Genomic DNA, 23,439 nt, shown 5'->3' with positions numbered 1-23,439 from the left:
GTCATGCCGCCCGATCAGAAAGGCATCTGCATGCCGGGCGGCAGGTCCAACCCGCCGGTCATTTCCTTCATCTTCTCCGCCGAGTAGGCATCGACCTTGTTACGCGCATCCGCATGGGCAGCGAGAATAAGGTCTTCCATTACTTCCTTGTCCTCAGGATCGACAAGAGAGGAATCCACCTCAAGTTTACGCATTTCACCCTTGCAATTGAGTGTCACCTTGACCATGCCGGCGCCGGACTGTCCCGTTACTTCATGGGTTTCAAGCTCAGCCTGCATTTCGGCCATTTTGCTTTGCATTTCTTTGGCCTGCTTCATCAGATTGCCAAGGTTCTTCATTCGAATGTATCTCCGTCATCGATTTCGTCTTCACCGGATATGTCATCGGGAAGCATGATGTCAAGTGTGGGGCCGAGATGCCGGATTTCCCGGATTGTTGAGTTGGGGAAAAGCGATTTGATATTCTGCACCATGGGATGGGCCTCCATCGCCTCAATCTCCGCTGCTTTATCACTCTGGCGCTTTTCCGCCACTGTCGCCGCGCCTTCCGCCTGGGCGGTCATCCGCACATCCCATTGATCGCCGGTAATCTCCCGCAAGCGCTTGCCAAGCCGAGCGGCGAGGTCCGCCGCCGCGCCCGCCGCCGGGCTAAACTCGATCAATCCCCGCTCAAACGCAACGGGACGTACGAAGTTGAGTACCTCCCCCTTGAGTTTGATATCCTGCCGTTCGTTAAGGAGATTAACCACATCCTCCAAGGATTGAAGCGGTGGCTTTCCCGGGGCAGGCTCGGCCTTAACCGGTTCGCGTTCCGGCAAGTCGTCATTGCGCGCAACCAGCGATAAATGAGCGCGGGGCTCACTTTCCTGCTGCGGCGCTGGGGAGGTTGATACCGCAACTGCTGCGGCGTGCCCTCCATGGCTCATTGATGGTCCCGCCTGAGATGCAGATGAAGGTCGCCCCCCACTGTTTGTTGAAGGGGCCGTGCCGCCTTCCTTGGGGTTATCCGCAATCTGGCGGGCGAGATCATTTGGCGTTGGCAACTCGCTCACATAGGCCAAACGGACAAGAACCATCTCCGCCGCCGCAAGCGGCATTGGCGCATGACTGACTTCGTCGAGACCTTTCAACAGCATCTGCCAAGTGCGGGCAAGAACGGGCATGGAAAGTTTTTTTGCCATTTCCTCCCCACGGGTTATCTCGCCGCCTGCCATGGCAATATTATTGGCCGCCTCCGGCGTGACTTTCAGCGATGTCAGCCAGTGCGTCAGTTCCAGCAAATCCTGAATGATCACTACCGGATCTGCACCGCTGTCATACTGTCCGCGCAGAAGCGCCAGCGAGTCCTTGATATTTCCTTCCATCAGCAGGCCCAGAAGATCCAGAATGCGGGTCCGGTCCGCAAGGCCCAGCATATCGCGCACCTGCAGCGCCGTTACCTTGCCGTCCCCATGCGCAATCGCCTGATCCAGCAGGGAGAGGCCGTCGCGCACCGACCCTTCCGCTGCGCGGGCGATAAGAGCTAAAGCATCCTCTTCAATCTCGGTCTGTTCCTTCTCCGCGATCGTCGCAAAGTAAGCGGCAAGGGTATCGCCATCGACGCGTTTCAAATCGAACCGCTGACAACGGGAAAGCACCGTCACCGGAATTTTCCGAATCTCCGTTGTCGCGAAGATGAATTTCACATGCTCTGGCGGTTCTTCCAGCGTTTTCAGCAACGCATTGAAAGCATTTTTCGAGAGCATATGCACTTCGTCGATGATGTAGATCTTGAACCGTGCCGCAACGGGCAAATACCGCACGCCGTCAATGAGTTCGCGAATATCGTCTACGCCGGTACGGCTCGCCGCGTCCATTTCCAGAACATCCTGATGGCGATCCTCCGCAATGGCAACACAGTTCTTGCAGACACCGCATGGGGTGACAGTTGGTCCGCCGTTGCCATCTTGCCCAATGCAATTGAGGCCCCGGGCGATGATGCGCGCCGTCGTCGTCTTGCCGATCCCGCGTGTGCCCGTCAATACAAACGCATGCGCAAGGCGCCCCGTCTCAAGCGCATTGGAGAGCGTTTTCACCATGGCCTCATGGCCGATCAACTCGTCGAAGGTCGACGGCCGGTACTTCCGGGCGAGAACGCGATAGGGACTATTGGATTGATCGCTTGTCATGGCGCAATCATAGCAGAGAACTTCAGCTAAATACCAGTCAAAGGAGGAGGATTTGTTTGCTTCTGTGTAGGAAAGATAAAGAATAGAAGAAGACTGACAACGACCCGCACCGAAACTCGTTACGGCTGCTTCCTTCCGGATCTGACCGGGTTCGCGAGGGGCACGCCCGCCGCCAGCCTTCCACCGCCTATATCATGCAGTTGAGGGAGAGAAGCAAGCCCTTTTTCCTGTTTTTTGGTCCCGATCTTGAACAATCATTCAAAATTTAACGTCTTGGCGATTGCAGGAGCGGATAAGTTGTGACAATCTGCCGCCCATGAAAAAACCGATTGTCTTTGCTGGCGGTGACTTCGACCGCGCGTCCCATTTGCGGACAGATCCAAACTGGATAGAACAAAAATTAAAAGATCCGAGCAGCCGGTTCCTCCCGATGCATCAATTGAAGGCCCTGATCAGCCTGACGGAAGGTGCGCGCATCGACTGGCGTGGATATTCGGAGGTACAGGAGTTTGTCGCGGCCGGTGCCGCCCTGATATTTTTGGGCATCACGGAAGACACTTGTCACTTTGCGATTGATGTCTCGGCCATTGAAAATCCGAAACGACCGGCGAATGAGGATTGGGGTAAATTCATTGATGTCCGCTCCGTCGCGCCGCAATTAAGCTCTAGTGAAGCCGGTGCGCTTGCGCAGGCACGCTCAATGATCGACTGGCATAATCGGCATGGATTCTGCGCGGTTTGCGGCACCCACACCCAGTCACAGGAAGCAGGATATTCGCGAAAATGCGAAGACACCACTTGTAACGCCACACATTTCCCGCGCACTGATCCGGTTGCCATTATGATGGTGACCCGTGGTGATAAATGCCTTCTCGGTCAAGGCATAAACTTTCCGGGCGATTTTTATTCCTGCCTTGCCGGATTTATTGAGCCCGGCGAAACTATTGAGCAGGGTGTCAGGCGCGAGGTTATGGAAGAATCAGGTATCCAAACCGGCGACGTCCGCTATCATCAGTCGCAACCTTGGCCCTTCCCCTCCTCCCTCATGATCGGCTGTTTTGCCGAAGCGCTTACCGAGGAAATCACGGTGGACCGGACAGAACTTAACGATGCGCGATGGTTCAGCCGTGAAGAAGTTCGTATGATGCTGGAGCAGAGCACCAAGCCGACCGGTTTGCGGATAGGCGGCCCCATTGCCCTCGCCCATCAACTGGCGAAAGCCTGGGTTGAGCAGACTACGCCTGTTGCCTAGCGCGCGACCGGCGCAAGGGTGAGCGGGTTGGTAATTTTGATCAGCCCGCGGAAGGGGAGGATCAGTACAGCCACCATAATGAGCTTGGCCGCATAGTCACCGAGCGCCCAAGTATGCCAGGGAAGGCCGGTCCCTGCGAAGGCAAGCACGAAAAAGATCGCCGTATCGACGAATGACGCAATGACAGAAGACGCCACCGGCGCTTTCCACCATGCCTGACGCCGCAGTTTGTCGAAAATGGTGACATCCAGCATTTGCGCGATAAAGAACGCCGACCCGGAGGCAATTGCAATGCGCGGATTTGCCAATAGAAGCGACATGACGACAGCCGCAATAAATCCAACAATAACAACGTCACGCGCAAGCCGGACCCCCAGGACCCGATTGGTAATATCGGTCACGAGAAACGCAATCGGATAAGAGAGTGCGCCCCATGTAAACCAGTCATTCACCGGCATCTCGACCAGAATGTTCGATGCCGTGACAACGACAGCCATCGCCACAACGCCAGCAAGCAGGAACAATTTCTGGGCGCGGCTGAGTTTTACCACATCATCAATATAATCTTTGAGCATTTCCATCTCGATTGCAGTGCACAGGCATCCCGCCCGTGAAGGAATTGAATTTGCGTCAGCTTATATTCAATCGTGCCAGATGAGGCAACCCGTTTTAAGCCCCATACTGCCGACGATAGGGGTTCATTGGATAAACACCCAAAATCTTGAGTTTTGCGGAGAAGAATTGCAATTCCTCAATCGCCCGGGCAACCCGCGCTTCATCCGGGTGGCCTTCGATATCGATATAGAACTGTGCGGCCTCAAAACTTGCATCCGTGATATAGCTTTCCAGCTTCGTTACATTGATGCCGTTGGTGGCAAACCCACCCAGCGCCTTATACAGGGCCGCCGGCTGGCTCCGCACTTGAAAAACAAAGCTCATCATGCAGCTTCCATCTTTCGGATCGGGATCCTGCCGCTGACGGGACATGATGATAAACCGCGTCGTATTGCCAATACGATCCTCAACCCGGTCACGCAAAACATCAAGGCCATAGATTTCCCCGGCAAGGCTGGAGGCAATGGATGCTTGAGTCTTGTCCCCCAACTCCGCGATCATCTTCGCCGAACCGGCCGTATCCGCATGGATGATGGGCTCGATCCCGAGATCGCGCGTCAGACCGCGGCATTGAGAGAGTGCCTGTTCATGACTATGGACAGCCTTGATATCAGACAAGGTTGACCCCGGCACACCGAGAAGCTGATGCATCACCGGTTGGAAATGCTCCCCGATGATATAAAGCCCGGAATCGGGTAACAGATGATGTATGTCGGCAACCCGCCCGCCGAGCGAATTTTCAATCGGGATCATGGCAAGCGCCGCATCTCCATCACGCACCATCGCCAAGGCATCGGCAAAGGTATCGCAGGCAATCGCGTCCATATCCGGATAGACGGTGCTGCAGGACAGGTGGCCATAAGCCCCCGGAACACCCTGAAAGGCAATGTGGTTGTCGGGATCGATGTCTGACATTTCTAACTTCTCAATTTCTCAGGAAACAAACATGCGGCAGATACGCGCCAAATCCTCGGGAGTATCAACACCAAGCGGCACCGTGTCAACGACCGCCGCATCAATCCGCATCCCATTCTCAAGCGCCCGCAACTGCTCAAGCCGTTCCCGCTGCTCAAGTGGTGCGGGTGGAAGCGCAACGAACCGCGCCAGCGCTTCCCGCCGATAGGCATAGAGGCCGATATGATGATAATGCGGCCCGTTCCCCCAGGGTGATTTCAACCGGCTGAACCAGAGGGCACGGCCAACGCTCTCACCCTCCGCCAGCGAGACAACCGCCTTGACGGCATTTTCATCATCCAGCTCTTCCTCATCGGTGATTTCGGCGACAAGCGTTGCGATATCGACTGCGACATTTTGTAGCGGCTGAAAAACAGCTTCAATCGCGGACGGGTCGAGGGCGGGTAAATCCCCTTGCAGATTGACGATGGCATCATAGGCACCATCGGGATCGAAAGCCTCCACCGCCTCAAACACCCGATCCGAGCCGGAAGGGTGATCCGCGCGCGTTAGCAAGGCCGTTCCACCCGCGGCGCGCACAGTCTCCGCAATCTCTTCTTCCGCGCAGGCTACAAGGACTGGGCCAATATCCGCTTCCTCCGCCCGGCGCATGACCTGGACGATCATTGGCAAGCCAGCGATATCTGCAAGCGGTTTACCCGGAAGCCGGCTGGAGGCCATTCGGGCCGGTATGACTATAACTGGTTTTTTCGGCGCGGAACCCATAACAACAATCCAAATCGTCTCTCTTAACTAACAATGGCATATATACGTCTTGCGCTCGGCATGAGAAAGCGGTTAATTTCCCCTCGCTTTTTTTTATCGCGGCTGGTAAATGTACCCGCAGGTTTGATAGCTGAGGTCAGCAATGAATACTTTCGAGTTTAATAAAATTGCCGCCGCCGTTCTGGCTGGCGTTCTAATTATAATGGTCATCAATGAAGTTGCCACATTGGCAATTCATCCGACCTATCCGGAGGAACCTGCATACGTGATTGATACAGGCGCGGTTGCATCCTCTGAAGTTGCCTCGAATGATGAAGTTGAAGGCCCGTCGCTTGGTGTGCTACTTGCCTCCGCAGATGTTGCCAAGGGCGAGAAAATTTTCAAGAAATGTGGGGCATGCCATACGGTTGAAGACGGCGGCCCGAACAAGATCGGTCCTAATCTGCATGGCATTCTGAACCGCGACAAAGGTGTCCATGCCGATTTCAGTTACTCCAGCGCTCTTCTCGAAAAAGGCGGAGCTTGGGGATATGAAGATCTGAATCTCTTCCTGACGAAGCCAAGCACATATATCAAAGGCACCAAGATGTCATTTGCCGGTGTGAAGAAGCCTGAAGACCGGGCGGACCTCATCGCGTATCTCAGGACACTCGGCAAGAGCGACGTTCCGCTTCCGCCCGCTGAATAGCTGAGTTTACGGCCGGGTATCGTGAATAAAGAGTGCCCTCAAGAATTTATTGACCTTGCTCACCGGATGTCTGATGCCGCCGGTGAGGTTATCCGCAAATATTTCAGGCAGAAAATCGATATTATCGGTAAGGATGACAACAGCCCCGTCACCATTGCCGATCGTGATGCCGAGGCCGCGATGCGCGCCCTTATCGAAGCCGAGTTCCCCTCACATGGTGTCATTGGCGAAGAGCATGGCAGCGTGCGGACAGATGCGGAATATGTCTGGGTCCTTGACCCGATTGACGGCACGCTTTCCTTTATTTCCGGCAGCCCAACCTTTGGCAGCCTGATCGCGCTCGCCCGAAATGGTGTGCCCATCATGGGTATCATTGACCAACCCATATCCGGCGAGAGATGGTTCGGGGCGAATGGCAGCGCAACGATGAACGGCGCGGCCATCTCAACCCGCGCCTGTCCTGACCTCTCCAATGCGACCTTATTCGCCTATGGTGCCGAACTGATGGAAGGGGAACATGGTCCTCGCTTTCGGAAGTTATATGATGCCGTGAAACGCAAAAGATTTGGCTATGATTGCTACGCCTATGGCCTGCTGGCGCTTGGGTATGTCGATGCCGTCGCGGATTGCGATATGAAACCCTATGACTATGCCGCCCTTGTCCCGATCATTGAAAATGCCGGCGGAAAAATTACCGACTGGGAGGGGAATCCGCTATCCTTGAACAACCCAGGCTTCGTTCTTGCGGTTGGTGATCCGGCGCTGCATCGCCAAGCGGTTGAAATACTGGCATAATTAAGGCAGAGCCGACGGAGCCTTTTCTACTTGATGTTATGGGCTGAACTCCCCATCTTGAGTCGAAATATTATAGACAAGAGCCGTCAAGCGAGGACATTTATGGGATTATTAAAATCAACCACCACCGCACTCCTCTTGCTTCTAATCGCTTATCCGTCTACTGCGGAAGAAGTAAAAATGATCAAAAGTCACGGGTTGTCCCTGGCGGGCCCGCTAAAATACGGCCCCGATTTCAAGCATCTCGACTATGTAAATCCTGACGCGCCAAAGGGCGGCAACGTCAAGCTTTCGGCGGTTGGCGGCTTCGATAATCTCAATCCCTTTATTTCCAAGGGACAGGCGGCAAATGGCCTGAGCCTGACGTTCGAGACCTTGCTGACTCAATCCTACGACGATCCAAGTGCGGAATATGGCCTTGTCGCGGAAAGCGTGGAAGTCGCCGAAGACCTCTCCTTTGCCATTTTCAATATGCACCCTGAGGCGCGGTTCCACGATGGTACGCCCATGACGGCAGATGACGTTATTTTCAGCCTGCAGGCGGTCAAGGAAAAGGGAACGCCGCTGTTCCGGTACTATTACGCGGATGTCGAATCGGCCGAGAAGTTGAGTGATCACCGGATCAAGTTTAATTTCTCCGGCCCGCCGAACCGGGAATTGCCACAAATTGTCGGGCAGCTCCTGCCGATCCTCCCCAAGAAGTATTTTGAAACCCATAATTTTGAGGAAACGACCCTCACCCCGATCCTCGGCTCCGGGCCTTACCGCGTTAAGGATTTTGAGGCAAATCGCTACATTACTTTTGAACGCGTAGTGGATTATTGGGGCGCCGATCTTCCGATCAATGTCGGACGCAATAATTTCGATACGCTCCGGTATGATTTTTATCGCGACACGGCCGTCCTGCTGGAAGCGTTCAAGGCTGGCGAATATGATTACCGGTCGGAAAACAGCGCGAAAAACTGGGCCACCGGCTATGATTTCCCGGCGGTGAAGGCAGGGCTAGTCATCCTCGAAGAAGTCCCGAATGAAAGATCTGGCGGTATGCAGGGGTATGCGTTTAACCTCCGGCGCGAAAAATTTCAGGACCCGGCCCTTCGTGAAGCGCTGAGCTATGCCTTTGATTTCGAGTGGCTGAACAAGAATATATTTTATGATCAGTACAGCCGGACGAACAGCTTTTTCGAAAATTCCATCATGGCGGCCACGGGTGAACCGACAGAGGAGGAGCTCGCTATTCTGGAACCCTATCGCGATCAGCTGCCGCCTCGCGTATTCGGCCCCGCATATCAGGCGCCCGTGACGGACGGATCAGGACAAGACCGGAATCCGCTGCGTACGGCCAAGAAAATTCTTAAAGATGCGGGTTATAAAGTTGAAAATGGCAAGCTGATCGATCCCGCGACGGGAGAGCCGTTCACCATTGAATTCCTGATGTATGATCCCAATAGCCTCAGAATTACCGGCCCCCTGATCAAGAACCTCAAGAGATTGGGGATTGATGCCTCCTCCCGCGTAGTGGACACGGCTCAGTATACAGAACGCCTTCGCAACTATGAATTCGATATCACGACCGCCGGCTTCGCTCAATCTATCAGCCCTGGCAATGAACAGCGGGAATTCTGGGGCAGCGCCGCAGGCAAGCGCCCGGGAAGCCGGAATGTGATGGGTATCGACAGTCCGGTAATTAATGCGTTGATCGAAAACCTGATTGCTGCGCCAACCTATGACGATTTAATTCCGGCTGTTCGCGCGCTTGATCGTGTCCTGACTTGGAATTTTTATGTTATCCCTCAGTTCCATGCCGCCTATGACCGCATCGCATACTGGAACAAGTTTGGCCATACCGACGTCAATCCGGGCCAAGGGCCGGATATCCTGAGTTGGTGGGTCGACCCTGAGAAAGAACGGCAATTGGAAGAAGGGCTCCGGACATTACGTCAAAAGCAATAGATCAAGCGCCCAGACAGGAGGATTGAGATGAAAAAGCCACTCATATCGCTTTTCGCCTTCCTTCTCGTCGGAGCCGTGACGGCCGAAGCCGAGCCTCGCACAAGCTACGGGTTTTCCACCTTCGGCGATCTGAAATACGGCCCGGACTTCACTCATTTCGACTATGTCAATCCCGATGCTCCCAAGGGCGGCAGAATCAAGCTCCGTGATCTTGACAGCTTCGATACAGTAAATCCATTTTTGCTTAAAGGTAAGCCCGCACTGATCAATGGTGACAAGGGGGGCGATCTCTATTTCAATTTCACACAGCTGATGACACCGTCCTACGACGAGCCAGACGCGGTTTACGGTCTGCTGGCGGAAACAGTCACCATTGACGATCAACGTCAATGGGTGGAATTCACCCTCCGACCCGAGGCGCGTTTTCATGACGATACACCCATCACCGCCGAGGATGTGGCCTACACCTTCAATACTTTAAAAGAAAAGGGCCATCCAAGATATGGCATCCAGTACCGGGATGTCATCGCGGCAAAAGTGCTGGACCCGCATAAAATCCGCTTTGACTTTCGTGAAGGGGCTCTGACCCGGGACCTGCCCTATCAGGTAGCGACCATGCCGATCCTGTCCAAGGCGTCATTCGAAACCCGAGACTTCGCGGTCACCACCATGGAACCGCTATTGGGATCCGGCCCTTACGAACTCACAACAGTCAGTCCGGGCCGCTCCCTTACCTACGAGCGGGTGAAGAACCACTGGGCGGAAAGTCTCCCGGTTCATAAAGGCAGGTTCAATTTCGATGTGATCCAGGTCGATTACTACCGGGACCGAACCATTGCGTTAGAGGCGTTTTTTGCCGGGGAGTATGATTTCCGCGAAGAGTTCACCGCCCGCTCCTGGGCGACTGAATATGACAATAAACCTGCGGTCGAAAAGGGCTTTATTAAGCGGGACGAGCTTGAGGATGCCACGTTGACCGGCTTGCAGGCCTTCTTCATGAACAGCCGCCGCGCGCCGTTTGACAATATCAAGGTGCGGGAGGCTTTCGGCCTTCTGTTCGATTACGAATGGACGAACAAGAACCTCTTTTACGGGGCCTATGACCGGCTGGAGTCGGTTTTTGAGAACTCCGACATGAAGGCGACCGGTCTGCCCTCTCCGGCGGAACTTGATCTTCTAACGCCCTTCAAGGATATTCTGCCGGAGGGCGTCTTCACAACGGAGTTCAAACCACCGCAAACGGACGGATCGGGCAATATCCGCAAGCAGATTAGCGCCGCAGTCGAGCTATTTAAATCGGCGGGCTGGACTATTCAAGACAAGAAGCTCGTGAATGCGGCCGGACAGCAGATGCAGGTCAGCTTCCTTCTCTATGAGCAATCCTTCACCCGCATCATCAATCCCTATGTCGCCAATTTACGCCGTGTAGGAATTGATGCCTCGGTCCGCGTGATTGACAGCGCCAGCTGGCAGAACCGGGTCCGGGAATTTGATTTCGATATCGTCGTCCGGCGTTTCCCGCAACCGCAAGTGCCGGGCGTGGAGCAGCGGGACTGGTGGGGGTCGGCGTCCGCAGGCGTTACCGGTGGGCTCAACATTGCTGGTGTTAAAAATCCCGCCGTTGATGCGATTATAGAAAAAATTATCGAGGCACAAACCAGCGATGAACTGATCACCGCCGCACGCGCGCTTGATCGGGTGCTGATGTGGAATTACTATTTTATCCCGCAATGGCATAAGAACAGCCACTTTATCGCCTATTGGGACAAATTCGGCCGCCCAGCGTCAAAAAAGCCGGGTTTTGATCGTGCGGTTCTGCAAAGCTGGTGGTATGATCAGGCCAAAGCCGAAGAACTGGCCGCCCGACAGGGTAAGTAAATTTAACCTGCGGACAGAGGAGTAGCCGTTGTTTGCCTACATATTGAGACGTATCCTTCTCATGATACCGACATTATTTGGCATCATGGTTCTCAATTTCGTGGTTATCCAGTTCGCTCCCGGCGGACCGATCGAGCAAATCATCGCAGAAATTCAAGGAACGGCCGTCGGCGCCACGGCGCGTATCGGCGGCAGCGGCACGGGCGATACGGGCGGTGGCGGCAGTGCGTCCTCTGGCTTGGGGTCGGAGAGCAGCTATCGCGGCGCGCAAGGGCTCGACCCCGAATTTATCAAGGAGCTGGAAGTTCAGTTCGGGTTCGACAAGCCCGCTTATGAACGCTTCTTCCTGATGATGAAGAACTACCTGATGTTCGATTTCGGCACGAGCTATTTCCGCGACGAGACCGTCGTCAATCTGGTGATCGAAAAACTGCCGGTGTCGATCTCCATCGGGCTTTGGACAACGCTTCTGGTCTATCTGATCTCTATCCCCCTTGGGATTGCGAAGGCCGTTCGGGACGGCACGAAATTCGATATCTGGACGAGCAGTCTGGTGATTGTTGGCAACGCCATCCCGAGTTTTCTTTTTGCCGTCGCGCTCATCGTACTTTTCGCGGGTGGCTCCTATTTCAACTGGTTCCCCTTGCGGGGCCTAACGTCGGACAACTGGGAACAGCTCAGCACCTTCGGCAAGGTAACAGACTATCTCTGGCATATCGCGCTGCCGGTAACGGCATTGGTGATTGGCGGTTTTGCCGCCCTCACTCAGCTTACCAAGAACTCCTTCCTCGACCAGATCAGCCAACAGTATGTGCTCACAGCGCGCGCGAAGGGTCTGAGCGAGCGGCGCGTGCTCTACGGCCATGTGTTTCGCAACGCGATGCTCATCGTCATAGCCGGTTTCCCGAGTGCCTTTATCGGCATCCTCTTTACCGGGTCTTTATTGATTGAGGTGATTTTCAGTCTTGATGGCCTTGGGTTGCTGGGGTTCGAGGCGGCGATCAACCGCGATTACCCGGTGATATTCGCGACCGTCTATGTGTTCGCGCTTCTTGGCCTGATCATGAACCTGGTCGGCGATCTGACATATACATTGGTCGATCCACGCATCGATTTCGAAGCACGGGAGGCGTAGTCATGTCTCTCTCCGCCATCAATCAGCGTCGGCTCAATAACTTCAAAGCCAACCGCCGTGGTTACTGGTCGATGATCTTTTTCGTGTTGTTGTTCGTGATTTCTCTGTTTGCGGAGCTGATTGCCAATGACAAACCGCTCGTTGTCTCTTACCAAGACCAGCTTTATTTCCCCTTCCTCGTCGCTTATCCGGAAACAGCATTCGGTGGTGATTTTGAGACAGAGGCGGACTATCGCGACCCCTTCGTTGCCGACCTCATCAATGAGCAAGGCTGGCAAATCTGGCCGTTGATCCGATACAGCTATACAACGATCAACTATGACCTGACCTCTCCCGCACCCTCGCCGCCAGATGCAGAAAACTGGCTCGGAACCGATGATCAGGGTCGCGACGTGCTTGCGCGGGTGATATACGGCTACCGTATCTCCGTTTCATTTGGCGTGATCCTGACCATTTTCAGCTCTATCATCGGCGTCACAGCCGGGGCGGTGCAGGGATATTTCGGTGGATGGACAGACCTGATATTCCAGCGCTTGCTGGAAATATGGGGCGGTATGCCAAGCCTTTATATCCTGATTATCCTTGCCGCTCTGATTGAGCCCAGCTTCCTGATTTTGCTCGTACTGCTGCTTCTTTTTAGCTGGCCAAGCCTTGTCGGTGTAGTGCGGGCTGAATTCCTGCGGTCCCGCAATTTCGATTATGTCCGGGCAGCCCGCGCACTTGGTGTGCGTGACAGAGTGATCATGTTCAAGCATCTGTTGCCGAACTCCATGGTATCCGCGCTCACCTTTCTGCCGTTCATCCTGACAGGCTCCATCGTCAGCCTGACCTCACTTGATTTTCTGGGTCTCGGCCTGCCGCCCGGCTCCCCCTCCCTCGGCGAACTGCTGGCGCAGGGCAAGGCCAATCTGCAGGCCCCTTGGCTCGGCATAACCGCCTTTCTGACCCTGTCGGTCATGCTGACCCTCGCCTTCTTTATGCAAGAGGGTATCCGGGATGCCTTTGATCCAAGAAAGACATTTCAATAATGACGCTAGTTGAGATTAACGATCTGTGGGTCACTTTTAAATCCGACGGCAAGGATGTGCCCGCGGTCAAGGGCATCTCCTTCAATATCGAGAAAGGAGAAACCCTCGCCCTTGTCGGGGAAAGCGGATCGGGAAAATCGGTCACCGCACTCAGCATCTTGCAGCTTCTACCCTATCCGCTCGCCAAGCATCCGAAAGGGTCCATCAAGATAAATGGCGAGGAAGTTGTCGGGAGGCCGCAAAAAGAAATGCGGAACTTTCGAGGGAATCATGTTTCCATGATTTTTCAGGAACCAATGACCTCTCTCAACCCGCTTCACACGATCGAAAAGCAGATTAATGAAACGCTGCTCGTCCATAAGGGGATGAGCCAGAAGGAGGCCGCCACACGGGTGCGGGAACTTCTGGAGATGGTCGGGCTGGACGCCATTGACGAGCGGCTGAATGCCTATCCCCACCAGCTTTCGGGTGGCCAGCGTCAGCGTGTGATGATCGCCATGGCGCTTGCCAATGAGCCGGACCTGTTGATCGCGGACGAGCCGACAACCGCCCTTGACGTAACGATCCAGGCTCAAATTCTTGAACTTCTGATGAATTTGCAAAAGCGGCTTGGCATGGCGATCTTGCTGATCACCCATGATCTCGGCATTGTGCGGAAGATGGCAAAAGACGTATGCGTCATGACCGATGGCGAAATTGTCGAGGCCAACACGGCTCATGAGCTATTCTCGCGACCGCGCCATGAATATACCCGGATGTTGCTGGAAGCGGAACCTAAGGGTCTGCCGCTTCGCAAGAATGACGCCCTGCCCGATGTGATGTCCTGCAAGAATCTGAAGGTCTACTTTCCGATCAAGAAGGGCCTGCTTAAACGGACTGTCGATTATGTCCGTGCGGTCGATGACATATCGGTCAATGTGAAACAGGGACATACGGTTGGCATCGTCGGAGAAAGCGGCTCGGGTAAGTCGACATTGGGCCTTGCCATGTTGCGGCTTATCTCTTCCAAAGGAGAGATCAGGTTCAACGGGCAATCAATCCAAAGCGCAAGCTGGAAAGAGCTTCGCCCCTTACGCGCGGAAATGCAGATTGTCTTTCAGGACCCCTACTCCAGCCTCAGTCCCCGCCTCTCTGTCGGGCAAATAATTGAGGAGGGTGTGATTGTCCATGAAGGGCATGGCAATCGGCTGGAGCGCCGGGACAGAATATCGGAGGTTCTGAAAGAAGTCGGCATCACCCCGGATGCGCAGGACCGCTACCCTCACGAATTTTCAGGTGGCCAGCGACAGCGTATTGCCATCGCCCGCGCCCTTATCCTGAAACCGAAATTTATTGTGCTGGACGAACCTACATCGGCTCTGGATATGTCCGTGCAGGCACAAATTGTCGATCTGTTGCGGGACTTGCAGAACCGCCACAACCTGACCTATCTGTTCATCAGCCACGACCTTAAAGTCGTCCGCGCCATCGCCGATAGCGTTCTTGTTATGCGCAATGGTAAAATTGTTGAACAAGGCCCTGCGGCACAAATCTTTGACAATCCTGAAACAGACTATACAAAGGCATTGATGAAGGCAGCGTTTGATCTGGAAACGGCTGCCGCTGATGTAGTTAATAGTTAAGGTGTCGGCACAAGATACCGGAGAAGAAAATGGCTCTATTGTTTAAAAGTAATATTGATCGCGCGGACTGGTGGCGGCGTGAACTGGGTAAGTATATCCCGGATCTAGACGTACGTATCTGGCCCGATATTGGCGATCCAGACGAGATCAAATATGCGCTCTGCTGGAAAATGCCGCACGGGGAGCTCGCGAAACTGAAAAACCTATGCGCCGTCTATTCACTGGGTGCCGGTGTCGATCATTTGCTCGCCGATCCAGATTTTCCGCGCCATCTGCCCTTCTCCCGCGTTGTCGATCCGAACCTGACCGGACGCATGACAGAATATGTCGTGCAGCATGTGTTGAACCATCACCGCTTCTGCCACGCCTATGATGCGCAGCAGCGCAAACATGTCTGGAAAGAACATTTCGCCCCCTTCGCCAGCGAGCGGAAAGTCGGTATTCTGGGCATGGGCGAACTTGGCGGCGGCGCGGCAGAAGCTCTCAGCTTCCTAAAATTCGATGTCGCGGGATGGAGCCGGTCAGAAAAGAAAATCGACGGCGTTGAGAGTTTCTTCGGCGATGGCCAGCTTGACGCCTTTCTTGCCCGAACGGAAATTCTGGTCTGCCTTCTACCTCTCACACCGCACACGCGAAACATCCTGAATGCTGAACTCTTTGCCAAGCTGCCGAAAGGCGCCGGCATTATCAATGCAGGGCGCGGTCCTCATTTATTGGAAGAAGACCTGATCCCGGCTCTCGATAGCGGGCAGCTCTCTGCGGCAACATTGGATGTATTTCATGAGGAACCGATGGCGGAAGATCATCCTTTCTGGGATCATCCAAAAATCCGCATCACCCCCCATGTCGCCAGCATTTCCGACCCGGCAAGCGTTGCCAAGCTGGTTGCAGAAAATATCATCCGCACCGAAAAAGGCGAGGGCCTGCTTCACGCCGTGGATGTCGAAAAAGGATACTAGGCAATGCCGGATCAGGTTTGGAGATAAAGAATGAGCATTGAATTTCTTCTCACGACCCTGATCGTTACAATCGCGCCGGGAACCGGCGTTCTTTACACCTTGGCGGTCGGCCTGACAGATGGGGCCAAGGCAGGCATCGCGGCGGCGTTTGGCTGTACTCTCGGCATTTTGCCCAGCATTCTTGCCTGCATGTTCGGTGTTGCGGCCCTCCTGCATACAAGTGCATTAGCATTTCAATTCTTGAAATATGCCGGGGTCGCATACTTGCTCTATCTCGCATGGCAGACAGTTCGAAATTCAGGAAATCTCGACCTGAGCAAAAATGAGAAAAGCAAAAACTATTGGCGAATTGCCCGCAAAGGCACGCTGATTAATATCCTGAACCCAAAACTGACAATTTTCTTTCTTGCCTTTTTGCCTCAGTTTATCCCGGCATCGACCAACAGCCCGACCCTCCTCATCGCTTGGCATGGCGCTGTCTTTATGGCCGTTACTTTCGTCATTTTTGTAATCTATGGCCTTTTCGCCTCAAGAATACGACATTATTTGTTGGGCACGCCCAAGATCGTTCGCGGGATACAGTACGGAATTGCCGCAACATTTGCGGGACTCGGGTTGAAGCTGGCGCTTACTGATCGATAAAATTTACGATTTCTCGTAACGCTCCTTGATCAGGGCGAAGAGGGCACGTAACGCGAAGGCTTCTCCGCCAACCGGTCGGCCGGGACGAGGTCGGACGTTATAAGCCATGATGTCGAAATGAACCCAGCTCTTGGCTTTTTCGACGAACTCTTTCAGGAACAGTCCAGCCGTAATTGCCCCCCCGTATCCGCCAGATCCGGCATTATTAATATCGGCGAACTTGCTGTCCAGAAGATGGCGATACTCATCCCACAGCGGCAGGCGCCAGACCGGGTCCTTTTCCATTTCGCTGTGCTTGGCAATATCCGCATAAAGCGCCTCATCATCCGTGAAAGTCGCGGCGATTTCCGTCCCAACCGCAACTCTTGCGGCGCCCGTCAACGTCGCCATATCGATCAGGAGATCGGGTTCTTCTTCATCGGCGGCAGCAAGTGCATCGGCAAGGATAAGCCGGCCTTCCGCATCGGTATTGCCAATTTCAACTGTTTTGCCCTTTCGGCTGGTCAGAATGTCACCAGGATGAAAGGCATTTCCAGAGATGGCATTTTCAACCGCCGGGATCAGAACCCTGAGCCGCACCGGTAGGTTCGCGTCCATAATCATATGCGCAAGGCCAAGTACCGTTGCCGCCCCGCCCATATCCTTTTTCATCATCAGCATGCCCGCCGCCGATTTAATATCAAGGCCACCGCTATCAAAACATACGCCTTTACCGACCAGCGTTACTTTTGGCGCATCCTTATCACCCCAGCTAATGTCAATCAGTCGCGGGGCATCCGCCGCGGCGCGGCCAACCGCATGCACCATGGGAAAATGATAGGTGAGCAGATCTTCACCGACGATATTGCCCTGTTCAGCCTCAAACTCGCCCGCGACCTGCGATGCGGCGGCCTCAAGCGCGGTAGGGCCGAGATCTCCGGCGGGCAGATTGACAAGGTCCCGCACCAGAGTAACAGCCTTAACCGTCCGCGCGACCATGTCTCTATCGGCGCTCTTTGGCAACATCAGCGTCGCATATTTCTTACCGTCCTTTTTATACCGGTCAAACGAATAGGTGCCAAGGGACCAGCCGATGGCCACGTCCGTCGCTTCCTTCTCTGTGAATTCGGTTGTGATTGCATAGGTTCCCTTCGGAAGCGTTGAAGGCAAATCCGCAAGCGACCAGATATTCCAATCACCATCTTTTACGTAGACAACGGCCTCGGCATCGCCTGCGGACCCGGGTAGAAGCAACGTCTTGCCGCCATCCGCTTCAAACCCTTGCGCCTCTATCCAGCTTTTGTGAAGGTCAGGTTGCGCCGAAAGCCATTCAACAAAATTTGACTTTTCGACTACGATAATCGGCTTGGGGTCGGTTTTGGACGTTGCGACGACAAATGGTATCACGATGCTCTCCTGATGATTTTATGCGACCTTATCAAAGCCGTATTCGGGCGACAACCGCTATCGAGCCCGCCGATCAGAGAGCTTATAAAAGACCGGCCTGTTATCCTAGTCAGTAATAATACCTATTTCCTTGTAATAGCGCTCTGCGCCGGGATGCAACGGCGTCGAAACCCCTTTCAGGGCCGTATCAAGATGTATCAGCAAGCCCTTCGCATGACCGCGGTCGAGGAGATGACGGTTTTTCGGGTGCCAAAGCGCACGGGAAATTTCATAGACCAACTCTTCCGACACGTTCTCACTAACGATCCATTGGGTGCTAACCGCCAGGGTTGGCACGGTATCAAGGTCCCGATAAGTCCCGGCTGGTATCTGAGAAACGGAGTAATAGCCATGTCCGGCGACAAATTTTTCAGCAATCTTCCCACTGATTGGTATTAATTCTATTTTGCCAACATCGGCGAGTTCAGAGACCGCTGTAACGGGATACCCGGCGACCAGGAAAAAGGCGTCCAGCTTATCCGCTTTTATCAGGGTAACGGACTTATCCGGGCTGGCGGATATGGCATCAATATCTTTTACGGAGAGGCCATATGCCTTCAGAATTTCCTTGGCATTTTCCCGCGTTCCCGAACCCGGCACGTCAATCGATACTTTTTTTCCCTTTAAGTCCCGTATGTTTTTTATGCCAGCGTCGCGACGGACAACAAGGTGGACATCCTCGGGATACAGATTGGCAATCACCCGAAGAGAGGTGATAGGTTCCTTATCATCATAAATACCGGTACCGTTATATGCTGCAACAACAGTGTCCGACTGGGCAAGGGCGGTATCAAAATAGCCTCGTGTGACGCCATATATATTGTCCACGGATCCATGAGTTGTCTGCGCTGTCGCAATCAGCCCCGGAACGCCGCAAGATCCTCCATCCTCACAACTCCGGCTTCCCGGCGGGTTAGAGATAACCGACGCAAGCAGCGTTCCAATGGGGTAATATGTTCCGGCAGTGGATCCTGTCCCAATGCGCAAGAAATAGACATTCTGGGCAACAGCACTTCCTAAATAAAGCACCATCAGCGTCAGACAGAACCCTATCACGGTCAAGCGTTTTAAAGATTTTACGTATATAATGACCCCATCCTCCTGACATTCCAACATCACCGGCCTACCATTAATAATAGGAGGGTATCGGGCAGAACAAAGTAAGATTTACCTCAATGTGTGACTAATTTTCCCCTCGGCCCGAAAGTAACCGTATCTTGACTGTTTCCGGGTGTCGCTTACCCGTGCGGACACCTCCCTTATGTCAAAGGCCAGACCTGCCGTTTGATGAAGGTCCGCGCAGGCTTTATGGATGGCATATGGAATTTGTGATAGCAGCTCACGGTCCTTGTCTTTAAGGGATGAATTCGCATGGACGATGGAACTCAGAAGATCGGCGAGTGCCTGACACAAAGAGATGACATGCACATGTTCAGTTCCCTCAACGCTGTCGATCAGGGCGTTATTTCTCTGCTGCATGACACTAATCACGTCCCTGCGGTCTCCAAAACTGTCGGCCGAACCGGAGAGCAGAATGACGGCAGAGGAAAGGCGCATCAACTGTTCTGAATATGTCGATATCTTACGCTCTTTCACCACTTTCATCGCGCTTTTGATCGCCTCCGGTGTGGCGGCGAGTTCCGGTCGGTTTTCCACCTTTGCCTTTAGCGAATTTGGGACAATCATCGTCGGGACGCCCGATCTGCTTCTCAATGCATTGCGTCGGTCGGGTCCGAAGTAATCCGCGGTCACAACAAAGGGTTTACGCGCCATGACCAGCCGCTTAAGCCGCGAAAATATCTGCGTGCGTGACATCGGCCGGGTTATCACATCGTCCGCGCCAGCATTCATGATCTCGCCGACCATGTTGGGCTCTGAGTTCCACAAAAACAAAATAACGTTGATAAAAGGATCGGGCCCGATTTTATGACTACGGATTTCCTGAATGAGTTGGTGAACACCAGTTCCAGCGATTGAGGCTTCCGCCAGTATGAGATCAAATTCCCCGCGGCTCGCCAGCGCTGTAAATTGATAGAGATCGGAGCAGGCAATGACGTCGCCGAGGCCAAGATTAAGAAGGGCGCTTCTTGTGTTTTGGCGCATCGACGGTTCGGAATCAAAAAGAAGGGCCGATGCCGCTTTAAACCGTGGATCGTGCATCAGGGAAGCGTATTGTCAAACTCCGGAAGGAGTTCCTGAAGTTTTTCCTGTATTTTTTTAGGGTCTTCGGAAAACTGTAACCCGATTTTATTGCCGCGCCGCCACACCAGATCGCAGCGAATGGCGCCCAGCTGCGATGCCTGCAAAAGAAGGTTGTTCTTTTCGAAAAACAGGCCCTCGACGTCAATTCTCGCGCCGTTGGCTGATATGTCCTTGATGATACCGCTGACTTCGCGCTCTTCCTCATGGAGGCAGGCGTGCCCTCGCTCCGCGCGGATGGTTGCAGGCCATGTAACATCGGCCCGGCGGTAGCGGCGATCCGCAGCAGTGCCAGTCTTCTTATGATCACACTCCACCTCAAGGGCTCTCAACATTTTTTTGATGTCTTTAGCAATGATCATTTCGGTTCTCTGTAACCTGCTGGCTGAATTCTATGCTGGAACTAATCCTGTTCCCTGACCATGATCCAGTTAATCAAGAAATTGTTAATAATTTGCAAATTAAAAGATAGAATCTTACCAATCTCGACATTTAGCCTGAGTAGCCGCATATGATTCCTGTGTATCGATAACGTCGTTCGCGTCCATTCGCGCCACATTAAATTCATCGAGCAGAGGATCCAGCTCAAGTAGCAACCGGTTCGCAATCGATTTACCTGCCGTTTTCGGACTCTTCGTGTAGAAGGGACGGATACTCGCCGCGCGCTCCGTCAATTCACGTTTTATTTTTGGTACATAGTCAGCGATGATCCGCTCATTGATGCGGACATGTTCACGTTCGTGCGCCAGAATGACCTCATAGGCGCAGGTCCCCTTTTTATATTTCCGATCAATATAAATACTGGTTTTTTGCGCCCCGAACTTCAGCGATACCCGGTCGAGACGTAGACAGTATTTTCCAGATTTCGCGGGCTTGTATTTTGTCGCCGCGCCAAGTCTGGGCGTGATGAAGGAATAAGTAAGACCAAGTAAATTGGCATGGCGCGTCGATTTTGCATACCCGCTTTTCTTGGCGACCATCTCTATCTGGTGGGAAGTTTTCCCATGGTCAAGAACCGGTTTTGCGTTGACAATCTCAATCGTTATCCGGGGATCCTGCCAACTGGCCAAGCATTCTTTATCCGTATTTGCCCAGGCTACATTGCTTATCGCCAAAACTACCGGAATGGCGGTTAAGAGCATGCGTAAAGCAGAGCGGGAAAATCGGCTTAAATTTTCCGGACATTTTCCTCGATCCAAAATGAACCTAGCCAAACATCGCATTGATTTCATCCTGATCGAGTATTCCTTCATCCTCCATACTGTCTTCGGAGGGAGTTTGCGAATTGAAATCACCGATATGGCCATTTATGATGGCACCCGCCTGTTCGATCAGGCCCCTAATAATCGCGCACTGCTCGTCGGCCATCATTTTCGCTTCATCGTCTTCCAAATTGTCTATTAACCTTAAGTTGGTCTGCAGATCCTCAATTTCTTCATCTAGCCGCGTCGTGATTGCCTCGAACGGCGTTTTATATTCCGTTGGGGAAAATTCGTAGGCCTCAATTGCAAGCTCCCGGTCAGCTATGCCGCTGTCACGAAAATGATTCCCATACGTGACGGGCGACCAATCGATCAAGTCTTCCAGCATGTCCGGCATATCAATCACCAGTTCAGCCAGCATCAAGGCTTCATTGAAATGATTGAGATAATCCGTCGCTAAAAGAGTGACGTCATTTACGTTTGTATTGCGGGCGCGGGCGCGATACGCCGCCAGGGCGCTGGTCTCAATACTCATGTTAAGCCGCGTTTCACCTTCTCCATCAACCATAGCATCGGGATTAAATGATGAATTTAGCAGCAATATAATTAAGGAAGTGTTTGCACAAGAAAAGCCGCAGTTTTCAGTGCTTCAGGCATGAATAGAGATATTAATCGAGGAGCGCAGTCTCCTCATCGGGAGCCGGCCCTTGATCTTCATGCGGAGTATCCTGGATAAACAGGGCGGCGGAAAGAAGCAGGGTCAGCATAAAGACAGCGGAAGAGAGCAAGAAATTTGAATAGCAGGTCTTGACGGAAAGTGCCTTGTTCATGTCCCTAAACAACATCCCCATATCTTCCCCCCTTTTCATCGCGTTCCGGATGAACACCCTGCCGATGGAGAAAGTATACGAAATTGCCACGCCCAGAACCATCCCTTTGGTTGCTATATACGGTTTTTATGCACTTTTAAGGATATATTTCTATAAGTGCATAACTACATATTAATTCGATCACAAGATATAGTCGATTCCGTGCTGAATGGACCTAACGTCTGTTAAACTTTCATAACGGCAAAATATAAATTCCATCAAGATAGACGAATCGTCAGTCATCTACGCGAAATAACTCAACGAAGAGTGCCGTGAGGAATGTTTCGACTAATGCTTTAAAATTTTCGGCTATAAGATGTCGTGAAACCTTTTCAGCAAGTCGATCAGACGCAGGTGGTCATCCGCCCCGAGACCGGCAATCACTTTTGCTTCGATCTCCCTCACGTTATCTTCGAGCTTGGCCAGTTCCTGCTCCCCCTTCTTCGTCAGGCGAACAGCATAGGCCCGTTTGTCCCCCTTAACGGGCGCGCGCAAGATCAGACCTTCGGTCTCGAATTTATTGAGAATGGGAACAAGGGACGATCGATCGAGCCCCGCAGCTTCCGCGATGGCGCTCTGCGTGCGGCCCGGGTTTTCGTTGATGATGGCCATAACGGAATATTGGCCGGTCATCAGCTTTTTCCCGGCCGCCGTTGCAAATGTGCCCTGCGCCCGCAAGGTTGCCTTGCGCATATGAAACCCGACAACGCCATCAAGTGTTGTCATTTTCATCTCGCTGGAGGCTTGCTTACCGCTTTTTACTTTATCGCCCGCCATTGTACTCAACCGGGTCCCTTTTCCCTGCCAGACCAAACAATTAATCTGTATGATTGCTTGTTATAGCCGTAGAAACCCGTACAGCACAAGAGAACGCGATGTTATTCCAATGTCTGATAGAAGTGATTGAGACCGGCTTCCGCGCATTCCATATCCTGCGCAGGTGTTCCCGAACTGAGGCCAATCCCACCGACGACTTCACCATTTACAACCACTGGCAAGCCGCCACCGACAGACGACAGACGCCCTCCGACTTCCGTATGAATACCGAACGCCAGATTGCCCGGCACATTTACCGCATTATAGTCATGTGTCGCCTTGCGGGCGGCAGCAGCCGTATAGGCTTTATCGGCGGAGATCGTAATACTTGTCACCTTTCCGCCATCCATGCGTTCAAACGCAATCAAATTGCCACTTTCATCCACAATGGAAATACACATCGGAACATGGATTTCGCTGGCTTTCTCGCGGGCGCCATGAATGAGGATAAGTGCATCCGCATGAGATAATCGGTTTACTGTGAGCATAAAGCCCTCCTGTTAAATTCGTTTCG

The 23,439-nt window shown here is 53.2% G+C and carries 24 protein-coding genes and 1 other RNA gene; 10 read left to right on the top strand and 15 right to left on the bottom strand.

What is annotated here, in order from left to right:
* Window positions 1-14 precede the first annotated feature (14 nt).
* From P1U71_RS04895 to ffs, 3 genes are all read right to left on the bottom strand, one after another.
* Window positions 15-338 (bottom strand): YbaB/EbfC family nucleoid-associated protein, encoded by a 324-nt coding sequence (locus P1U71_RS04895; protein WP_301104433.1) that lies wholly within the window; start codon window positions 336-338, stop codon window positions 15-17.
* Window positions 335-2,167, bottom strand: a complete 1,833-nt coding sequence (locus P1U71_RS04890) for a DNA polymerase III subunit gamma/tau (RefSeq protein WP_301104432.1) — start codon at window positions 2,165-2,167, stop codon at window positions 335-337. Before P1U71_RS04890 ends, P1U71_RS04895 begins: the two co-directional genes overlap by 4 nt.
* A gap of 85 nt (window positions 2,168-2,252) precedes the next feature.
* Window positions 2,253-2,348, bottom strand: an RNA gene (gene ffs / locus P1U71_RS04885) — signal recognition particle sRNA small type.
* 135 nt (window positions 2,349-2,483) lie between these two features.
* On the opposite strand from ffs, the gene nudC reads away from it, so the two are divergent.
* Window positions 2,484-3,419, top strand: coding sequence for an NAD(+) diphosphatase (gene nudC, locus P1U71_RS04880; protein WP_301104431.1), 936 nt, complete (start codon window positions 2,484-2,486; stop codon window positions 3,417-3,419).
* Here the strand turns inward: nudC and P1U71_RS04875 are convergent.
* The 3 genes from P1U71_RS04875 to P1U71_RS04865 all read right to left on the bottom strand — a co-directional run bounded on the left by P1U71_RS04875 (window position 3,416) and on the right by P1U71_RS04865 (window position 5,714).
* The gene (locus P1U71_RS04875; protein ID WP_301104430.1) at window positions 3,416-3,994 is read right to left on the bottom strand and encodes a queuosine precursor transporter; all 579 of its coding nucleotides are present in this window, start codon (window positions 3,992-3,994) and stop codon (window positions 3,416-3,418) included. The genes nudC and P1U71_RS04875 overlap by 4 nt on opposite strands.
* Before the next feature lie 94 nt (window positions 3,995-4,088).
* Window positions 4,089-4,949, bottom strand: coding sequence for a prephenate dehydratase (locus P1U71_RS04870; protein WP_301104429.1), 861 nt, complete (start codon window positions 4,947-4,949; stop codon window positions 4,089-4,091).
* Window positions 4,950-4,967: 18 nt separating this feature from the next.
* The gene (locus P1U71_RS04865) at window positions 4,968-5,714 is read right to left on the bottom strand and encodes a 3-deoxy-manno-octulosonate cytidylyltransferase (protein ID WP_301104428.1); all 747 of its coding nucleotides are present in this window, start codon (window positions 5,712-5,714) and stop codon (window positions 4,968-4,970) included.
* A 142-nt stretch (window positions 5,715-5,856) separates the two neighbouring features.
* On the opposite strand from P1U71_RS04865, the gene P1U71_RS04860 reads away from it, so the two are divergent.
* The 9 genes from P1U71_RS04860 (at window position 5,857) to P1U71_RS04820 (ending at window position 16,414) form a co-directional block, all read left to right on the top strand.
* Window positions 5,857-6,402 carry a cytochrome c family protein gene (locus P1U71_RS04860; RefSeq protein WP_301104427.1) on the top strand — a complete coding sequence of 182 codons (546 nt, stop codon included), beginning with the start codon at window positions 5,857-5,859 and terminating at the stop codon, window positions 6,400-6,402.
* A gap of 21 nt (window positions 6,403-6,423) precedes the next feature.
* A complete protein-coding gene (gene hisN, locus P1U71_RS04855; protein WP_301104426.1) occupies window positions 6,424-7,197 on the top strand; it encodes a histidinol-phosphatase in 774 nt (257 codons plus the stop codon).
* A 102-nt stretch (window positions 7,198-7,299) separates the two neighbouring features.
* Entirely contained in the window at window positions 7,300-9,150 is a 1,851-nt protein-coding gene (locus tag P1U71_RS04850) for an extracellular solute-binding protein (RefSeq protein ID WP_301104425.1), read from the top strand.
* A 27-nt stretch (window positions 9,151-9,177) separates the two neighbouring features.
* Window positions 9,178-11,028 (top strand): extracellular solute-binding protein, encoded by a 1,851-nt coding sequence (locus P1U71_RS04845; protein WP_301104424.1) that lies wholly within the window; start codon window positions 9,178-9,180, stop codon window positions 11,026-11,028.
* A 28-nt stretch (window positions 11,029-11,056) separates the two neighbouring features.
* Window positions 11,057-12,163 (top strand): microcin C ABC transporter permease YejB, encoded by a 1,107-nt coding sequence (locus P1U71_RS04840; protein WP_367281123.1) that lies wholly within the window; start codon window positions 11,057-11,059, stop codon window positions 12,161-12,163.
* A gap of 2 nt (window positions 12,164-12,165) precedes the next feature.
* Window positions 12,166-13,191, top strand: coding sequence for an ABC transporter permease (locus tag P1U71_RS04835; RefSeq protein ID WP_301104423.1), 1,026 nt, complete (start codon window positions 12,166-12,168; stop codon window positions 13,189-13,191).
* A complete protein-coding gene (locus P1U71_RS04830) occupies window positions 13,191-14,813 on the top strand; it encodes an ABC transporter ATP-binding protein (protein WP_301104422.1) in 1,623 nt (540 codons plus the stop codon). The genes P1U71_RS04835 and P1U71_RS04830 overlap by 1 nt, the downstream gene beginning before the upstream one ends.
* A gap of 29 nt (window positions 14,814-14,842) precedes the next feature.
* A complete protein-coding gene (locus P1U71_RS04825; RefSeq protein WP_301104421.1) occupies window positions 14,843-15,772 on the top strand; it encodes a glyoxylate/hydroxypyruvate reductase A in 930 nt (309 codons plus the stop codon).
* Between the two features lie 30 nt (window positions 15,773-15,802).
* A complete protein-coding gene (locus P1U71_RS04820; RefSeq protein ID WP_301104420.1) occupies window positions 15,803-16,414 on the top strand; it encodes a LysE family translocator in 612 nt (203 codons plus the stop codon).
* Window positions 16,415-16,417: 3 nt separating this feature from the next.
* On the opposite strand, the gene P1U71_RS04815 is transcribed toward P1U71_RS04820, so the two are convergent.
* The 9 genes from P1U71_RS04815 to P1U71_RS04775 all read right to left on the bottom strand — a co-directional run bounded on the left by P1U71_RS04815 (window position 16,418) and on the right by P1U71_RS04775 (window position 23,413).
* Complete coding sequence (locus tag P1U71_RS04815; protein WP_301104419.1) at window positions 16,418-17,800, bottom strand: M17 family metallopeptidase; 1,383 nt, start codon at window positions 17,798-17,800, stop codon at window positions 16,418-16,420.
* 105 nt (window positions 17,801-17,905) lie between these two features.
* On the bottom strand, window positions 17,906-18,871 hold the full coding sequence (locus tag P1U71_RS04810; protein WP_301104418.1) for a TAXI family TRAP transporter solute-binding subunit: 966 nt from the start codon (window positions 18,869-18,871) through the stop codon (window positions 17,906-17,908).
* Between the two features lie 135 nt (window positions 18,872-19,006).
* Window positions 19,007-19,999, bottom strand: coding sequence for a response regulator (locus P1U71_RS04805; RefSeq protein ID WP_301104417.1), 993 nt, complete (start codon window positions 19,997-19,999; stop codon window positions 19,007-19,009).
* Window positions 19,999-20,400: a PilZ domain-containing protein gene (locus P1U71_RS04800; protein WP_301104416.1), complete on the bottom strand. Its 402-nt coding sequence runs from the start codon at window positions 20,398-20,400 to the stop codon at window positions 19,999-20,001. The genes P1U71_RS04805 and P1U71_RS04800 overlap by 1 nt, the downstream gene beginning before the upstream one ends.
* A 114-nt stretch (window positions 20,401-20,514) precedes the next feature.
* Window positions 20,515-21,270, bottom strand: a complete 756-nt coding sequence (locus P1U71_RS04795; RefSeq protein WP_301104415.1) for a hypothetical protein — start codon at window positions 21,268-21,270, stop codon at window positions 20,515-20,517.
* Window positions 21,245-21,775, bottom strand: a complete 531-nt coding sequence (locus tag P1U71_RS04790; protein WP_301104414.1) for a hypothetical protein — start codon at window positions 21,773-21,775, stop codon at window positions 21,245-21,247. The genes P1U71_RS04795 and P1U71_RS04790 overlap by 26 nt, the downstream gene beginning before the upstream one ends.
* A gap of 133 nt (window positions 21,776-21,908) precedes the next feature.
* On the bottom strand, window positions 21,909-22,091 hold the full coding sequence (locus P1U71_RS04785) for a hypothetical protein (RefSeq protein WP_301104413.1): 183 nt from the start codon (window positions 22,089-22,091) through the stop codon (window positions 21,909-21,911).
* 327 nt (window positions 22,092-22,418) lie between these two features.
* Complete coding sequence (locus tag P1U71_RS04780; RefSeq protein ID WP_301104411.1) at window positions 22,419-22,835, bottom strand: MarR family winged helix-turn-helix transcriptional regulator; 417 nt, start codon at window positions 22,833-22,835, stop codon at window positions 22,419-22,421.
* Window positions 22,836-22,987: 152 nt separating this feature from the next.
* The gene (locus tag P1U71_RS04775) at window positions 22,988-23,413 is read right to left on the bottom strand and encodes a heme-binding protein (RefSeq protein WP_301104410.1); all 426 of its coding nucleotides are present in this window, start codon (window positions 23,411-23,413) and stop codon (window positions 22,988-22,990) included.
* Between the last annotated feature and the right edge of the window lie 26 nt (window positions 23,414-23,439).

The sequence above is a fragment of the Sneathiella sp. genome, assembly GCF_029233945.1.
In the GTDB taxonomy this organism is placed as follows: domain Bacteria; phylum Pseudomonadota; class Alphaproteobacteria; order Sneathiellales; family Sneathiellaceae; genus Sneathiella.
The sequence above is the reverse complement of the archived record's forward strand: the minus strand, read 5'-3'. Positions and strand labels throughout refer to the sequence as shown.

Coding starts and splice junctions, on each gene's coding strand:
- P1U71_RS04820 (WP_301104420.1), top strand. CDS start 15,803: ATGAGCATTGAATTTCTTCTCACGACCCTGATCGTTACAATCGCGCCG.
- P1U71_RS04865 (WP_301104428.1), bottom strand. CDS start 5,714: ATGGGTTCCGCGCCGAAAAAACCAGTTATAGTCATACCGGCCCGAATG.
- P1U71_RS04875 (WP_301104430.1), bottom strand. CDS start 3,994: ATGCTCAAAGATTATATTGATGATGTGGTAAAACTCAGCCGCGCCCAG.
- P1U71_RS04845 (WP_301104424.1), top strand. CDS start 9,178: ATGAAAAAGCCACTCATATCGCTTTTCGCCTTCCTTCTCGTCGGAGCC.
- P1U71_RS04850 (WP_301104425.1), top strand. CDS start 7,300: ATGGGATTATTAAAATCAACCACCACCGCACTCCTCTTGCTTCTAATC.
- P1U71_RS04785 (WP_301104413.1), bottom strand. CDS start 22,091: ATGGGGATGTTGTTTAGGGACATGAACAAGGCACTTTCCGTCAAGACC.
- P1U71_RS04805 (WP_301104417.1), bottom strand. CDS start 19,999: ATGCACGATCCACGGTTTAAAGCGGCATCGGCCCTTCTTTTTGATTCC.
- P1U71_RS04825 (WP_301104421.1), top strand. CDS start 14,843: ATGGCTCTATTGTTTAAAAGTAATATTGATCGCGCGGACTGGTGGCGG.
- P1U71_RS04810 (WP_301104418.1), bottom strand. CDS start 18,871: ATGGTGCTTTATTTAGGAAGTGCTGTTGCCCAGAATGTCTATTTCTTG.
- P1U71_RS04800 (WP_301104416.1), bottom strand. CDS start 20,400: ATGATCATTGCTAAAGACATCAAAAAAATGTTGAGAGCCCTTGAGGTG.
- P1U71_RS04890 (WP_301104432.1), bottom strand. CDS start 2,167: ATGACAAGCGATCAATCCAATAGTCCCTATCGCGTTCTCGCCCGGAAG.
- P1U71_RS04790 (WP_301104414.1), bottom strand. CDS start 21,775: ATGAGTATTGAGACCAGCGCCCTGGCGGCGTATCGCGCCCGCGCCCGC.
- nudC (WP_301104431.1), top strand. CDS start 2,484: ATGAAAAAACCGATTGTCTTTGCTGGCGGTGACTTCGACCGCGCGTCC.
- P1U71_RS04780 (WP_301104411.1), bottom strand. CDS start 22,835: ATGACAACACTTGATGGCGTTGTCGGGTTTCATATGCGCAAGGCAACC.
- P1U71_RS04870 (WP_301104429.1), bottom strand. CDS start 4,949: ATGTCAGACATCGATCCCGACAACCACATTGCCTTTCAGGGTGTTCCG.
- P1U71_RS04830 (WP_301104422.1), top strand. CDS start 13,191: ATGACGCTAGTTGAGATTAACGATCTGTGGGTCACTTTTAAATCCGAC.
- P1U71_RS04860 (WP_301104427.1), top strand. CDS start 5,857: ATGAATACTTTCGAGTTTAATAAAATTGCCGCCGCCGTTCTGGCTGGC.
- P1U71_RS04795 (WP_301104415.1), bottom strand. CDS start 21,270: ATGAAATCAATGCGATGTTTGGCTAGGTTCATTTTGGATCGAGGAAAA.
- P1U71_RS04895 (WP_301104433.1), bottom strand. CDS start 338: ATGAAGAACCTTGGCAATCTGATGAAGCAGGCCAAAGAAATGCAAAGC.
- P1U71_RS04775 (WP_301104410.1), bottom strand. CDS start 23,413: ATGCTCACAGTAAACCGATTATCTCATGCGGATGCACTTATCCTCATT.
- P1U71_RS04835 (WP_301104423.1), top strand. CDS start 12,166: ATGTCTCTCTCCGCCATCAATCAGCGTCGGCTCAATAACTTCAAAGCC.